15 protein-coding genes and 1 pseudogene are annotated in these 13398 nt (G+C 71.9%); 9 read left to right on the top strand and 7 right to left on the bottom strand.

Annotated elements, in window-relative coordinates:
• Nucleotides 1-208: 208 nt before the first annotated feature.
• The 5 genes from MKK70_RS24660 to MKK70_RS24640 all read left to right on the top strand — a co-directional run bounded on the left by MKK70_RS24660 (nucleotide 209) and on the right by MKK70_RS24640 (nucleotide 5676).
• The gene (locus tag MKK70_RS24660) at nucleotides 209-1840 is read left to right on the top strand and encodes an ABC1 kinase family protein (RefSeq protein ID WP_147727307.1); all 1632 of its coding nucleotides are present in this window, start codon (nucleotides 209-211) and stop codon (nucleotides 1838-1840) included.
• Between the two features lie 280 nt (nucleotides 1841-2120).
• Complete coding sequence (locus MKK70_RS24655; RefSeq protein ID WP_147727306.1) at nucleotides 2121-3422, top strand: sensor histidine kinase; 1302 nt, start codon at nucleotides 2121-2123, stop codon at nucleotides 3420-3422.
• Nucleotides 3423-3505: 83 nt separating this feature from the next.
• The gene (locus MKK70_RS24650; protein WP_147842565.1) at nucleotides 3506-3832 is read left to right on the top strand and encodes a YnfA family protein; all 327 of its coding nucleotides are present in this window, start codon (nucleotides 3506-3508) and stop codon (nucleotides 3830-3832) included.
• Nucleotides 3833-3907: 75 nt separating this feature from the next.
• Nucleotides 3908-4294: a response regulator gene (locus tag MKK70_RS24645; protein WP_147727304.1), complete on the top strand. Its 387-nt coding sequence runs from the start codon at nucleotides 3908-3910 to the stop codon at nucleotides 4292-4294.
• A gap of 89 nt (nucleotides 4295-4383) precedes the next feature.
• Complete coding sequence (locus MKK70_RS24640; protein ID WP_243950509.1) at nucleotides 4384-5676, top strand: O-acetylhomoserine aminocarboxypropyltransferase/cysteine synthase family protein; 1293 nt, start codon at nucleotides 4384-4386, stop codon at nucleotides 5674-5676.
• Nucleotides 5677-5734: 58 nt separating this feature from the next.
• On the opposite strand, the gene MKK70_RS24635 is transcribed toward MKK70_RS24640, so the two are convergent.
• From MKK70_RS24635 to MKK70_RS24625, 3 genes are all read right to left on the bottom strand, one after another.
• Nucleotides 5735-6013, bottom strand: coding sequence for a DUF2312 domain-containing protein (locus tag MKK70_RS24635; protein ID WP_147727302.1), 279 nt, complete (start codon nucleotides 6011-6013; stop codon nucleotides 5735-5737).
• Between the two features lie 126 nt (nucleotides 6014-6139).
• The gene (locus tag MKK70_RS24630) at nucleotides 6140-6448 is read right to left on the bottom strand and encodes a DUF1244 domain-containing protein (protein WP_147727301.1); all 309 of its coding nucleotides are present in this window, start codon (nucleotides 6446-6448) and stop codon (nucleotides 6140-6142) included.
• Nucleotides 6449-6521: 73 nt separating this feature from the next.
• Entirely contained in the window at nucleotides 6522-7289 is a 768-nt protein-coding gene (locus MKK70_RS24625; protein ID WP_243950507.1) for an N-formylglutamate amidohydrolase, read from the bottom strand.
• A gap of 211 nt (nucleotides 7290-7500) precedes the next feature.
• On the opposite strand from MKK70_RS24625, the gene MKK70_RS24620 reads away from it, so the two are divergent.
• The 4 genes from MKK70_RS24620 (at nucleotide 7501) to MKK70_RS24605 (ending at nucleotide 11005) form a co-directional block, all read left to right on the top strand.
• Nucleotides 7501-8808 (top strand): glycerate kinase, encoded by a 1308-nt coding sequence (locus MKK70_RS24620; protein WP_147842562.1) that lies wholly within the window; start codon nucleotides 7501-7503, stop codon nucleotides 8806-8808.
• 18 nt (nucleotides 8809-8826) lie between these two features.
• Nucleotides 8827-9255 carry a DUF1036 domain-containing protein gene (locus tag MKK70_RS24615; RefSeq protein WP_243950505.1) on the top strand — a complete coding sequence of 143 codons (429 nt, stop codon included), beginning with the start codon at nucleotides 8827-8829 and terminating at the stop codon, nucleotides 9253-9255.
• Between the two features lie 122 nt (nucleotides 9256-9377).
• A complete protein-coding gene (gene pyk / locus MKK70_RS24610) occupies nucleotides 9378-10814 on the top strand; it encodes a pyruvate kinase (protein WP_147728957.1) in 1437 nt (478 codons plus the stop codon).
• Between the two features lie 77 nt (nucleotides 10815-10891).
• Nucleotides 10892-11005: a DUF1737 domain-containing protein gene (locus MKK70_RS24605; protein ID WP_210246734.1), complete on the top strand. Its 114-nt coding sequence runs from the start codon at nucleotides 10892-10894 to the stop codon at nucleotides 11003-11005.
• Between the two features lie 114 nt (nucleotides 11006-11119).
• Here the strand turns inward: MKK70_RS24605 and MKK70_RS24600 are convergent, their stop codons facing one another.
• From MKK70_RS24600 to MKK70_RS24585, 4 genes and pseudogenes are all read right to left on the bottom strand, one after another.
• Nucleotides 11120-12127, bottom strand: a complete 1008-nt coding sequence (locus MKK70_RS24600; protein ID WP_243950504.1) for an alpha/beta fold hydrolase — start codon at nucleotides 12125-12127, stop codon at nucleotides 11120-11122.
• Between the two features lie 5 nt (nucleotides 12128-12132).
• Nucleotides 12133-12747, bottom strand: a complete 615-nt coding sequence (locus tag MKK70_RS24595) for a tetratricopeptide repeat protein (protein ID WP_243950502.1) — start codon at nucleotides 12745-12747, stop codon at nucleotides 12133-12135.
• 110 nt (nucleotides 12748-12857) lie between these two features.
• Complete coding sequence (gene ykgO, locus MKK70_RS24590; protein WP_003601867.1) at nucleotides 12858-12983, bottom strand: type B 50S ribosomal protein L36; 126 nt, start codon at nucleotides 12981-12983, stop codon at nucleotides 12858-12860.
• A 183-nt stretch (nucleotides 12984-13166) separates the two neighbouring features.
• Nucleotides 13167-13398, bottom strand: a pseudogene (locus MKK70_RS24585) (HlyD family type I secretion periplasmic adaptor subunit); the annotation flags it as partial.

The raw sequence follows: 13398 nt of genomic DNA, 5'->3' as shown, positions 1-13398 counted from the left end.
GGTGCAAGGCGCCGGCCTCCGTCACGGCACGGCTCGGCCGCCTGTGATGGGGAGGCGCAGCCGCCGGATGCGGGAAGGCGCGCCCGTCCGGGCCGAAGCGCCGCAGCCCTCCGATCCGAGACGGCGCGGTCTCCGACCCTAAAAAAGACCCGATGCTCGTGCTGTCCGGGCACCTTCCCTCGTCGCCCCGCACGGATCGATCCGCTCTATGCTGAAAACCGCCTTCGTTGCCGCGCGCGACCGTCAGCGGCTGTCGGAGATCGCCTCGATCCTGATCGGCTTCGGCGTCAACAAGGTCGTGGACCGGCTCGGGCTGCGCTACATCCCGATCCTTCCGCGCCGCAAGCCGAAGATCGACGTCACCCGCCTGTCGGAGCCCGAGCGCCTGCGCCGCGCGATCGAGGCTCTGGGGCCGACCTTCATCAAGTTCGGCCAGGTGCTCGCCAGCCGTCCCGACCTGCTCTCGCCGATGTGGACCGAGGAGCTGGCCAAGCTCCACAGCCAGGTCTCGCCGGTCTCCTGGGAGACGATCCGCCCGCAGCTGGAGGCCGACCTCGGGGCGCCGCCGCAGGAGATCTTCGCCGAGTTCGACACCAACGCGATCGCCTCGGCCTCGATCGCCCAGGTCTACCGGGCCAAGCTGCATTCGGGCGAGGACGTCATCGTCAAGGTGCTGCGCCCGGGCCTGCGCAAGATCATCGACGCGGACCTGCGCCTGATGGCGCACGGCGCCCGCATCGTCGAGACCGAATGGCCGGACATGGCCCGCTACCAACCGGGCGAGCAGATGCGCCACCTCGCCGCCGGCCTGAACGGCGAGCTCGACCTGATGAACGAGGCGCGCAACTGCGAGTTGCTCGCTTCGCTGTTCTCCGACCGCGACGACATCGTATTCCCGAAGATCCACTGGGAGTGGTGCTCCGAGCGGGTGCTGGTGCAGGAATTCATCCACGGCATCCCCCCGAACGACGAGGCGCGGCTCGCCGCCGCCGGCGTCGACAAGAAGCTGCTCGCCCAGAAGGGGACCGACGCCTTCCTGAAGATGGCTCTGATCGAGGGCGTGTTCCACGCCGATCCGCACCCGGGCAACATGCTGGCGATGTCGGGTAACCGGATCGGATTCATCGATTTCGGCATCATCGGGCGCCTGTCGCAGAAGCGGCGCAACCAGCTGCTCGTGCTGATCGGCGCGATGCTGAAGCAGGACGCCGACGGGCTGATGGCGGTGCTGCTCGACTGGACCGGCTCAAGCAGCCCGGACCTGACCCGGCTGGAAGGCTCGGCGCAGGCCTTCGTCGAGAGCCATTCCTCGATCCCGCTCAACCTCGGGTTGGTGCTCACCGACTTCATGACCATGGCGCGCGAGAACGACCTCGCGATGCCGACCGACCTTGCGATCCTGTTCAAGGGCCTCGTCACCGCCGACGGCGTGATGCGCCACCTCGATCCGAACTTCGACCTTTTCGCCGCCGCCGGCCCGACGGTGCGGGCGAGCATGCAGACGCAGTTCTCGCTGACCGGGCTGAAATCCAAGGCCGAGGCGCTGGGCGTCGGCCTCTACGGCGCCGCCTCGGAGCTGCCGACGCTGATCCACCTGATGCTGGTGCGTCTGAAGCAAGGCCGCGTCACCGTCGAGATCGAGGTGAAGGGCCTCGACAAGGTCACCCGCGGCATCGAGCGGGCGGCGGCCCGCGTCGCGGTGGCGCTGGTGGTCGCCGCCTTCGCCACCCAGCTCGCGCCGCGCCTGATCGACCTCGGGACGCCGGTCTTCGTCACGATCGGCCTGGTCGTGTTCACCCTCGGCGTCGGCTGGCTCGTGCTGCTTGGACGGAAGAAGTGACGTCCTGCGCGACGGCCTAGACTTGTATCCGTTCCGGTCCGGTCGGCTTGACTACAATCGTGCCTTGCAGGCCCGGGCCGATATGCTAGCGTAATTCCGCCCACCGAATCGTGAGGATGCGGGTGGGGCGCGGCTCAGAAGCGGATTCATTCGCCGGTCGCGCTCCGCGTCTCGACATCGCGTCGCCACGCCGCGCGTTTCGCGGGTCGATACGCCGTCGCACGCCTCGCGGACACGCCCGCCGGCGCCGCGCGACGGTCGTCGAAGGGGAGCTTGTGCGATGGACACGGGCGCGAGTTGCAAGATTTCCGCCTTTCAGGCCACGGTCGCCGACCGGCGGCTCTCCGCCCTCGAGGCGGAGAACCACCATCTCCGGGCGTTGCTGAGCGAGGCGAGCCGGCAGGCCGACGCGGAAGCCGAACGCAATGCGCGCCTCGGCCGGATCGTCGTCTCGGAACGCGGCGCCAGCCGCATCGAGGCACGTCGGATCGTCGCCGAGGCGGTGCGGATGCGCGCCGAGGCCGAGAGCACCGTGGAGCATTGCCGGCGCGACCTGGCGCGCGGTGCCGCCCGCCTCGCCGGCGCCGAGGAGCTGAACGCGCAGCTCCGGGCCAGCGAGGAGTTCAACCGGCGCATCCTCTGGACCACCACCGACTTCGTGAAGGTGCTGGACCTCGACGGCCGCCTGATCACCGTGAGCGAGAACGGGCCCGCGGTCCTGGGCGTCGAGACGTTCGCCGGGCTCGTCGGCCGGGCCTGGATCGACTTCTGGTCCGCCCCCGACAGCCGTGCCGGCATCCGCGACGCCCTCGATGCGGCGCGGGCCGGGCGGCCGTGCCGGTTCCAGGCGGTGCTGAACGCGGGCGCCGCGCCGACCTGGTGGGACATCGCGGTGACGCCGATCGACGGCGCCGACGGCCGCCCCGAACGCATCCTCGCGGTGTCGCGCGACATCACCGACCTCAAGCGCAACGAGGCGCGCCAGACCCTGCTCATGCAGGAGCTTGCGCACCGGGTGAAGAACACCCTCGCCCTGGTCCAGGCGGTGGCGACGCAGACCCTGCGCAACGCCCCCTCGCTGGAGGAGGCCGGCCGGGCGCTGGATGCCCGCCTCGTGGCGCTGGCCCAGGCCCACGACGTGCTGGTTCAGGGCGCGTGGTCGAGCGCCTCGCTGTCGGGCCTCGTCGCCGGCGCGGTGGCGCTGCACGGCGACGGGGTGCCCGGCCGCTTCACGGTGAGCGGTCCCGACCTGACGCTCGCCGCAGGCCACGGCCTGACCCTGGCGCTGATGCTGCACGAGCTCGCCACCAACGCCGCCAAGTACGGCGCGCTCTCGACCGGCGCCGGCCGGGTGGCGATCTCCTGGGCGATCGACGAGACGGAGCCGGATGCGCGCCTCCGCTTCCGCTGGGAGGAGATCGGCGGTCCGCCGGTCGCGCCGCCGACGCGGACGGGGTTCGGCACGCGCCTGATCGCCCGGTGCCTGAGCCACGATTTCGGCGGCGCGGTCGCGCTCCGGTTTCCGCCGACCGGGGCGGTGCTGACCCTGGAGGCGCCGCTCGCCTCGGTCGTCGCCGCCTGAGGCACCCCCGCCGGGGATCCGGCGCGACGCCCAGACGGGCGCCGCCCATTGGCGATCGCCGCCGGGCGTGAGAGAGGTCGCGGGTGTCCACGCTCCTCGTCTACGTCGCGGCCGGCCTCTGCGAGATCGCCGGCTGCTTTGCCGCCTGGGCCTGGCTCAGGCTCGGGCACTCGCCGCTCTGGCTCCTGCCCGGCGCCCTCGCGCTTGCCGGGTTCGCGCTGCTGCTTACCCGGGTCGAGGCGGAGGCCGCCGGGCGCGCCTACGCCGCCTACGGCGGCATCTACATCGCGCTCTCGCTCGCCTGGCTCTGGCTCGTGGAGGATCGCCCGCCCGACCGCTGGGACCTCTCCGGCGCGATGATCTGTCTCGCCGGCGCCGGCCTCATCCTGTGGGGGCCGAGGCCGGCGTGAGCGCGCGCCTTGACGAGGCGGACACCGGGGAATAGGCCCCGGTGCTGGTGTTCAAACACAGTGTCCGCAGGCCTGATGACCGACAGCCCGACAGATCAACCCGTCGTTCTCCTGGTGGAAGACGACGGCCTTCTTCTGATGGAAGCCGCCGACACCCTCGCCGATGCGGGTTTCACGGTTCTCGAAGCGAGCCATGCGGACAAGGCGCTGAAGGTTCTTGAGAATCGCGACGACGTTCAAGTTCTGATGACCGATGTCGACATGCCGCAAGGCTCGATGGACGGTTTCGCGCTGGCCCGCCTCGTGGCCGACCGCTGGCCGGCGATCCCGGTCCTCGTCGTGTCCGGCATGGGCACGCCCGGCCCCTACGACATGCCCGACGGCGCCCGCTTCATCCCGAAGCCCTACGAGCCCAACACCCTGGTCCGGACGCTGCGCTCCTTCATCCACCGCGCGGCCTGAGCCCACGCCCGCAGGCCCGACGGGCCCTGCCCGCGGTTGCCCCTCCCCCGGTCCGCCGTGATAGGGCATGGTCCCGAGGACCGAGTTCGATGACAGACACGCCGAAGACGCCCCGATTCGCCACCCAGGCGATCCATGCCGGTGCCAGCCCCGACCCGGCCACCGGCGCGCGGGCGCAGCCGATCTACTTCACCAACGGCTTCGTGTTCGATTCCACCGAGCAGGCCGCCGACATCTTCAACATGCGCCGCACCGGGTTCTCGTACTCGCGCGGCTCGAACCCCACCGTCGCCGCCCTTGAGCGGCGCGTGGCCGCGCTCGAGGGCGCGAAGGCTGCCATCGCCGTGTCCTCGGGGCAGTCGGCGCTGCTGCTGGTGATGCTGACGCTGATGAAGAGCGGCGACGCCTACGTCGCCTCGCCGCGCCTGTTCGGTGGCTCGCTCGGCCTGATGCGGCGGCTCGACGGGCGCTACGACCTGAAGCCGCTCTTCGCCAAGGGCCTGACGCCGGCCGATTTTGAGGCGGCGATCACGCCGGAGACCCGGGCGATCATCTGCGAGTCGATCGTCAACCCGTGCGCCACGGTGATGGACATCGCCGGCATCGCCGAGGTGGCCCGGCGCCACGGTCTGCCGTTCGTCGTCGACAACACCCTCGCCTCGCCCGCCCTGATCCGACCGATCGAGCACGGCGCCGACATCGTCGTGCATTCGACCTCGAAGTTCCTCGGCGGCTCCGGCCAGACCATCGGCGGCGTGATCTGCGACGCCGGCCGGTTCGACTGGACGAGGACCGACCACTACAACCTGATCACCGGCGCATGGCCCGACTACGACGGCCTCGTCATCACCGAGCGCTTCCCCGACAACCCGTTCGCCGTGGCCTGCCGCCTGTTCGGCCTGCGCGACCTCGGCCCCGGCCTCTCGCCGATGAACGCGTTCCTGACGCTGACCGGCATCGAGACCCTGCCGCTCAGGATGGCGCGCCACTGCGCCAACGCGCGCACGGTCGCCGCCTACCTCAAGGACCATCCGGCCGTCGCCTGGGTGAGCTATCCGGGCCTGCCCGGCCAGCCCGGCGAGGCGCTGGCGCAGCGCTACGTGCCGCAGGGGCCGGGCTCGATCTTCACCTTCGCCCTGAAGGGCGGCGAGCCGGCCGCGCTGACGTTCATCACCAGCCTGGAGCTGATCTCGCACCTCGTGAACATCGGCGAGATCAAGTCGCTGGCGATCCATCCCGCGACGACGACGCACCGCCAGTTGCCGAAGGACGAGAAGGAGGCGGCCTGCGTCGGCCCCGACACCGTCCGCCTGTCGATCGGCCTGGAGAACGTCGAGGATCTGATCGCGGACATCGCGCAGGCCCTGGCCCAGGTGGGCTGAAGGTCGCCTCGGACGTTGCGGCATGCTCGACAGTGGTCGAGCATGCCGTCGCGAGCCGTCAGACCATGCCGAGCGCCTGCATGTAGAGCTCGAGGATCGCCTCCTCCTCCTGGCGCTCGCTGTGGTCCTTCTTGCGCATGCGCAGGATGGTGCGGACCGCCTTCACGTCGAAGCCGCGGCCCTTCAGCTCGGCCATCACTTCCTTGATGTCGCCGGCGATGCCGCTCTTCTCCTCCTCGAGGCGCTCGATGCGCTCGATGAACGCGCGAAGCTCGTCGGCGGCCACGCCCTCGGATGATGACACGTCGCCGGGGGTCGGCATGGCATGCGCGTTCATGGTTCTCTCCTGTCCTGCCCGGTTCGTAGGGGAGTAAACTTACCGGGAGCTTAGCCGGAGCGACCCGCGCAGCCCCGCCGTGGAACGCGTCGCCGCGGCCGTTCGGTACGGCTCCGTCGCGGACGTTCAGTGCGGCTCCGCCGCGGATTTGGCGAAGGCGGCCTGCTGCTCGGGGCTGGCCTCGGTCTGGTACTTCGCCTTCCATTCGGAGAACGGCATCCCGTAGACCCGCTCGCGGGCCTCGTCCTTGGTCAGGCCGAGCCCTTCGGCGTCGGCCGCGTCCTTCATCCAGTTCGACAGGCAGTTCCGGCAGAAGCCGGCGAGGTTCATCATGTCGATGTTCTGGACGTCGGTGCGCGCCTGGAGATGCGCCACCAGGCGCCGGTAGACCGCCGCCTCGAGCTCGGTCTGCGTCTTCGGATCGATCTCGGTCATCGGCCTCTCGCGCTGTTCGTAAATGATCCGCTGGAGGTCGGCGCGGGCCGCGCCCGAGTCAAGCGTGCCCGCGTCAAGCGCGACCCTTCATCAGCGGGCGGAGAAGCCCGGCGAAGCGCGCGGCCCATTCGCCCTGCCCGGCCTCGGCGGCGATCAGGTCCTGGCGGATCTCGACCAGCGCATTGGCCAGCCCCCGCGCGGTGGCGTGCCGGTCGATCGTGTCGCCGGGCAGGCCGCCGCCGTAGGGCTCGTTGTCGCCCACCGTCAGCCCGGCGGGGTCGGCGCGCAGGCCCGCGATCAAGGGCGCGCTGAGGCGCTCGTCCCGGTCGTAGAGGATGCCGACCTCCCAGGGCCGGGGGACGCCGCGCCAGAACGGGGTGAAGCTGTGCATCGTCAGGAGCATCGGCGGGCCGGCCGCGGCGTCGGCCGCCGCCACCGCGGCATCGATCGCCCGGTCGAACGGATCGTAGAAGCGGGCGATGCGCGCCTGCTTGCCGGCCTCGTCGATCCGCGCGTTGCCGGGCACCACCGCCCCGTCCGAGAGCCGCATCACCAGCGTCGGGTCGGCCCGGCCGCGGTTCGGGTCGATGATCAGCCGCGAGAAGTCGGTGAGGATCGCCGGCGCGCCGAGCAGCGCCGCGAGCCGCCGGGTCACGCCCGCCGCCCCGATGTCGTAGGCGATGTGGCGCCGGAACTCGCCCTCGGGCAGCCCGAGCTCGATGTCGTCGGGCACGTGGTTCGAGGCGTGGTCGCAGGCCAGGATCAGCCCGCAGGCGGGATCGCCCGGGATCGTCTCGACCGGGTGGGGCGGGTGTCGCGCGAGGCTGTGGGACAGGGGCACGGGTCCGGTTCGGTTCGCGGAGGCTGGGAGGTCTTGCCGTCACGGCAAGGCTCGGGCAGAGCACGTATCAAGGATCGTGCGCTCACGGCAAGAAACGGCCACGGCAAGAAACAGGCCCGTCGCCCAAAGAGCCCGTCGCCCCTGCCCGCACCCGCGGGTCGCGAAGGCGAGGACCGCACGAACGAGGAAACGACGCGCGAGACCCTGACCGATGACGCCTGAGATCGACCCCGCCACGCGCGCCCTTCGGACCCTGCTCGACGGCTTCCTCGCCGCGGCGATCGAGGCCGCCCACCCCGATACCTGCCTGCCGGCGCACCTGCCGCCGCCGACCCCGGGCCGGCTGATCATCCTCGGCGCCGGCAAGGCGGGGGGAAGTATGGCGGCGGTCGCCAGCCGGTTCTACCGCGAGCAGCACGGGCTCGGCGACGACCGCATCGTCGGCCTGGCCGTCGCCCGCCACGGCTACGGGCAGGACGCGCCCGGCATCCGCATGGTCGAGGCCGGCCATCCCGTACCGGACGAGGCCGGCATCGCCGCGACCCGGGAGGCGCTGGCGCTCGCCACCGCCGCCGGCCCCGACGACGAGGTGCTGGTTCTGCTCTCGGGCGGCGGCTCGGCCAACTGGATCGCGCCGGCCGGCGACCTGACGCTGCCCGAGAAGCAGGCGATCACCCGCGCGATGCTGCGCTCGGGCGCGCCGATCGGCGAGATCAACACCGTGCGCAAGCACCTCTCGCGCATCAAGGGCGGCCGCCTCGCGGTGGCCGCGCGCAACGCCCGCTCGATCCTGACGCTGGCGATCTCCGACGTGCCGTTCGACGATCCCGCGGTGATCGCCTCCGGCCCGACCGTGCCCGATCCGTCGACGCTCGCCGACGCCCGCGCGATCTGCGAGCGCCGCGGGATCCCGCTGCCCGAGACCGCGATCCGCCTGCTGAACGACCCGCTGAACGAGACCCCGAAAGCCGGCGACCCGGCCTTCGCGCGGGCCGAGTACCGCATCGTCGCCCGGCCGATCGACGCGCTGGAGGCGGCGGCCGCCGCCGCCAAGGCCGCCGGCTACGAGCCGGTGATGCTCGGCGCCGACCTCGAGGGCGAGGCCCGCGAGGTCGCGGCCGAGCACGCCCGCATCGCCCGCGAGATCAAGGCCTCGGGCCGCAAGGTCGCGCTGATCTCCGGCGGCGAGCTCACCGTGACGATCCGCGGCGAGGGCCATGGCGGGCCGAACCAGGAATACGCGCTGGCGCTCGCCATTGCGCTCGACGGCGAGACCGGGATCGCCGGCATCGCAGCCGACACCGACGGCACCGACGGCGGCCGCGGCGAGGCGACGGACCCGGCCGGCGGCCTCGTCGACCCGACCACGCTGGCTCGCGCCCGCGCCGCGGGCCTCGATCCGGCCGCGATGCTGGCCGACAACGATTCCACCCGGTTCTTCGCCGAGATCGGCGACCTGGTTCAGCCCGGCCCGACGAAGACCAATGTCAACGACTGCCGCATCATCCTCGTCGGCTGACTTTTTTGGGAGTTTGCGTTGCGGCTTCTCGTGATCGGCGCGGCGCTCGGGCTCGCGCTGCTCGGCGCCTCGCCGGCCCGCGCGGACCTGCGCCTGTGCAACCTCACCTCGAGCAAGGTCGGCATCGCGTTGGGCTACCGCGACCCGCAGGGCTGGGTCACGGAGGGCTGGTGGGACCTGACGCCGAAGGCGTGCGAGACCCTGCTCAAGGGCGCCCTGGCCGCACGGTTCTACTACGTCTTCGCCGTCGACTACACGCGCGGCGGCGAGTGGAGCGGGCGCTCGCTGATGTGCACCCGCGACAGCGAGTTCACCATCCGCGGCGTCGAGGACTGCCTCGCCCGCGGCTACGACCGCAACGGCTTCTTCGAGGTCGACACCGGCGAGCAGAAGAGCTGGACGATCCAGCTCTCCGACCCCAACCAGCCGGCCGCACCGCAGCCCTGATCCCCCCGCCCCGCCTTGACGGGGCAGCATGACCGGTGCTTCTGGCCGCATGCCCGTCGTCACGACTTCATGATGTTCCGCCAAGGGGCACGCGGCGGCAGCGATGTGCCCCAGGAGGCCCGATGAAACGTTCACGCCGCACGAAGATCGTCGCCACCCTCGGTCCGGCTTCCGACTCGCCGGAGATGATCGCGAAACTCTTCCGCGCCGGCGTGGACGTGTTCCGGCTCAACATGAGCCACCTGCCGCGCGAGAAGCTGCCCGAGAAGGTCGAGGCGATCCGCGCGGTCGAGCGCGAGTTCAAGCGCCCGATCGGCATCCTGGTCGACCTCCAGGGCCCGAAGCTCCGGCTCGGCGCCTTCGCCGAGGGGTTCGCGATGATCGAGAACGGCGCGAGCTTCGTCCTCGACGGCGACCCGACGCCGGGCGACGTCCACCGCTGCTACCTGCCCCATCCGGAGATCCTCTCCGCCCTGGAGCCGGGCCACTCCGTCATCATCGACGACGGCAAGCTGCGCCTCACCGTCACCGAGGCGAGCGAGACGCGCGCCGTGACCCGCGTCGAGGTCGGCGGCCGCATCTCGAACCGCAAGGGCGTCTCCCTGCCCCACACGGTGATCCCGCTGCCTGCGATGACCGACAAGGACCGCTCGGACCTCGAGGCCGGCCTCAACGTCGGCGCCGACTGGATCGCGGTGTCCTTCGTGCAGCGCCCCGAGGACGTGGCCGAGGTGAAGAAGGTCTGCGCCGGCCGCGCCCTGGTGATGGCCAAGATCGAGAAGCCGCAGGCGCTGACCCGGCTCGACGAGATCATGGAGATCTCCGACGGCGTGATGGTGGCCCGCGGCGACCTCGGCGTGGAGATGCCGCTGGAGCAGGTGCCCGGCGTGCAGAAGCGCATCACCCGCGGCGCCCGGCGGATGGGCAAGCCCGTCGTCGTCGCGACGCAGATGCTCGAATCGATGATCACCGCCCCCGTGCCGACCCGCGCCGAGGTGTCCGACGTGGCGACCGCGGTCTACGAGGGCGCGGATGCGGTGATGCTCTCGGCCGAGAGCGCGTCGGGCGCCTTCCCGCTCGAGGCGATCGGCATGATGAGCCGCATCGCCGAGGAGGTCGAGCGCGACGCCCTGTACTGGTCGATCATCCGCGCGCAGAACTCGACGCCGGACCACACCGCCGCCGACGCCATCGCGGCGGCCGCCCACCAGATGGTCGACGCGCTCGACCTCGAGGCGATCATGGCCTGGACCCATTCGGGCTCGACGGCGCTCCGGCTCTCGCGCGAGCGCCCGAACGCCACGGTGATCGCGCTGACGCCCAAGCGCGAGACCGCGCGCCGCTTGGCGATCGCCTGGGGCACGCACCCGATCGTCACCAACGATGCCAGCGACGTGGACGACATGGCCTTCCGGGCCGCGAAGTTCGCGGTGCGCGAGCGCTTCGCCGAGGTCGGCGACCGCGTCATCGTGGTCGCCGGCGTCCCCTTCGGGACGCCGGGCGCGACGAACCTCGTGCGCATCGCCTTCATCACCCGCGAGCACGCCGCGAAGGCGTGATCGGCCGCTCCGTCCCGTTCTTCGGCGGGACGGAGCGCCGCCGCTCGCCCCGGCGGCGATCGTAGCGAGGCTTCCCGATGACGTCGCAGCCACCCGACGGCCTCCCGGCCTATCGCCTGCCGACCGGCAAGGACGACGCGGCGTTCCGTCGTCGCGTGTCGGACGCCCTCGCCCTCGGCCAAGTCCCGTAGGGATCGTCGGCGGCGACCTTCAACGGCATCCACGTCGTCGTGGCCCGAGCCGTCGTCTGGCCTTCCGCGTCGCGCTGACGGCCGATCCGACCGCCGACCGGTCCACGCGACGCCTCAGGGCGCGACCGGGGCGGCCTCCGGCGCGGCGACCCGCTCGGCCATCTTCGACACCGCGTCGACCAGCGCCTGCGTCGACACCCACGGCACCATGTGGCCGATCCCCGGCAGCTCGACGAGGTCGGCCCCCGGGATCGTGCGGCTCAGGGGTTCGGCCTGACTCGTGTTGCCGACGGCGCCGTCGGCATCGCCGGTGACGATCGTCGTCGGCACGCGCAGCGATTTGTAGCGCGGCGCCTGCGCAGCGAGGGCTGCGGGGAGCGCGACCAGGTCCTGCACGCTGGCGAGCAGGGTGGCCGGGCGCAGGACCAGGGCGGCCCGGCTGCGGTCGACGTAGCCCTCCGCCACCGGCTGCGGCTGGAACACGTTGCGCGCCGCCGTCTCGAGGAAGCGCAGGCCGATGGGCGGGCCGAGCGTCCGGCTCAGCAGCCATGCCACCGGCGGCTGGAGCGCGAGGCGCCAGTACCAGGCCGGGGTCCGCGCCTCGCGGAACGGCAGCGCCACCGGCGCGACCAGCACCAGCCCGGAGACGCGCTCGGGATGGTCGAGGGCGAGGCTCAGCGCCAGGGCGCCCGCCCAGGAATGGCCGAGCACGATCGCCGGGCCGACGTTCATGCGCTCCAGCGCCTCGGCGATGGCCGCCCCCTGGACCGCGGGGGCGGCGGCGTCCCCGCCCGAGAGCCGGTCGCTCCAGCCGAAGCCCGGCCGGTCGAAGGCGACGACGCGAAAACCCTGCGCGGCGAGCGCCCGCCCGACGCCCTCCATCGGGTCGGAGGCGTTGGCCGAGGCCCCGTGCAGCAGCACGACCGTGGCGCGGGCCCCGGTCTCGGGGCCGGCCTGGATCGTCGCGAGGCGGCCGCCGGCGACATCGACGAACGGCCCTTCCGGGGGATGCTGCGCCGAGACCCGGGCGGTGATGATCAGCGTCGCCACCGCGCCCGCGCCGAGGACGGCGCCGATCAGGGCCGCGACGAGGCCGAGCAGGCTCGCGAGCGCGAGGATCACGGCCTTCACAGGTCGCGACCGTCGACCTCGGGTGACAGACGCTCCATCGCGTCCTTGAGCTTCGGCATGCGCGGGTAGATGGCGATCGCCCGGCGATAGGCGTTCATCGCCCGCGCCTTGTCGTCCATCGACAGGTAGATCCGGCCGAGGGCCGCCCAGGCCTCGAAGTGGCGCGGCTCCAGCACCAGCGCACGCTGCAGGTCGGCGATCGCCGATTCCCTGTCGGTCAGGAGCCAGAACACCGTCGCGCGCCGGTTCCAGCCCTCGGACCAGGCCGGCTCGATCGCGGTGGCGCGGTCCATCAGCTCGGCGGCCAGGGCGAAGTCCTGTGTGGTCATCGCCTGGCGGGCGCGATCGGTGAGGAGGTCCACGGTGGCGCTGCCGGACCGGTCGAGACGGCGCTCGATCAGGGTCGCGACGCCCTTCGCCTCGGCGTCGTCCTCGGCGTTGCGGAGACGCTCGTACAGCTCGTTCAGGCTGGCGGCGAGCTTGCGGTCCTGCGCCTTCGGCTCGGCGGCGGCCGGCGGATGGCGGTCCGGATTGCCGGGCGGCGCCGCGGCGGCGGCCGTCGAGACGGTCGCGAGCAGGACGAACAGGAGCGGTCGAGCGATGGGCGCCATGCGGGGAGCTTGGTCCCCCCGCCCGCCGGCGTCAACGCACGGGATGCCGCGCGGCGGGGGCGGTCGCGCCGCCCGGTCGGGCATCCGTCGGGGACGGATGCCGCGACGCCTCAGCCCTGGCGGGCCTTGAAGCGCTTCTGGGTCTTGTTGATGACGTAGACCCGGCCCTTGCGGCGCACGAGCTGGTTGTCGCGGTGGCGGCCACGGAGCGACTTGAGGGAGTTGCGAATCTTCATCGGTCTTGCACGCGGCGCGGGTCGGACCGGCCGTCCATCGAAAGGGTGTCGGGATCGCACGCCCTCGCGGGCGCACGGCGATGGCGGCGGACGCATCGCGGAAAGAGCGGGCCCCATATCAGGATTCGGCCGCACGAGGCAAGGCACCGCAGCGAAGCATCGCGCAGGGCCGTGCCCGCGTGCCTACTTCTCGCGCCAGGCTTTGGCGACCTGGTCGGCGAGCGGCTTCATCAGGTAGCTCATCACGGAGCGCTCGCCGATCTGGAGGAAGGCCTCGACCGGCATGCCGGGCACGAGCTGGACCTCGCCCAGGCGCTCGCGCTGGGTCTCGGGCACGCGGATGCGGGCGGTGTAGTAGCTCTGTCCGGTCTTGGGATCGGTCGAGACGTCGGCCGAGACGCGGCTCACCGTGCCG

The sequence above is a fragment of the Methylobacterium sp. E-041 genome, assembly GCF_022829665.1.
In the GTDB taxonomy this organism is placed as follows: Bacteria; Pseudomonadota; Alphaproteobacteria; order Rhizobiales; family Beijerinckiaceae; genus Methylobacterium.
Note: the sequence above shows the minus strand (reverse complement) of the source record. Positions and strands in the feature narration are given on the sequence as shown.

Bases quoted from the DNA above. Each gene is read 5' to 3' on its own strand.
- MKK70_RS24620 (WP_147842562.1), top strand. From the start codon at position 7,501: ATGACGCCTGAGATCGACCCCGCCACGCGCGCCCTTCGGACCCTGCTC.
- MKK70_RS24605 (WP_210246734.1), top strand. From the start codon at position 10,892: ATGACGTCGCAGCCACCCGACGGCCTCCCGGCCTATCGCCTGCCGACC.
- MKK70_RS24595 (WP_243950502.1), bottom strand. From the start codon at position 12,747: ATGGCGCCCATCGCTCGACCGCTCCTGTTCGTCCTGCTCGCGACCGTC.
- MKK70_RS24640 (WP_243950509.1), top strand. From the start codon at position 4,384: ATGACAGACACGCCGAAGACGCCCCGATTCGCCACCCAGGCGATCCAT.
- MKK70_RS24660 (WP_147727307.1), top strand. From the start codon at position 209: ATGCTGAAAACCGCCTTCGTTGCCGCGCGCGACCGTCAGCGGCTGTCG.
- MKK70_RS24645 (WP_147727304.1), top strand. From the start codon at position 3,908: ATGACCGACAGCCCGACAGATCAACCCGTCGTTCTCCTGGTGGAAGAC.
- MKK70_RS24655 (WP_147727306.1), top strand. From the start codon at position 2,121: ATGGACACGGGCGCGAGTTGCAAGATTTCCGCCTTTCAGGCCACGGTC.
- ykgO (WP_003601867.1), bottom strand. From the start codon at position 12,983: ATGAAGATTCGCAACTCCCTCAAGTCGCTCCGTGGCCGCCACCGCGAC.
- MKK70_RS24635 (WP_147727302.1), bottom strand. From the start codon at position 6,013: ATGAACGCGCATGCCATGCCGACCCCCGGCGACGTGTCATCATCCGAG.
- pyk (WP_147728957.1), top strand. From the start codon at position 9,378: ATGAAACGTTCACGCCGCACGAAGATCGTCGCCACCCTCGGTCCGGCT.
- MKK70_RS24630 (WP_147727301.1), bottom strand. From the start codon at position 6,448: ATGACCGAGATCGATCCGAAGACGCAGACCGAGCTCGAGGCGGCGGTC.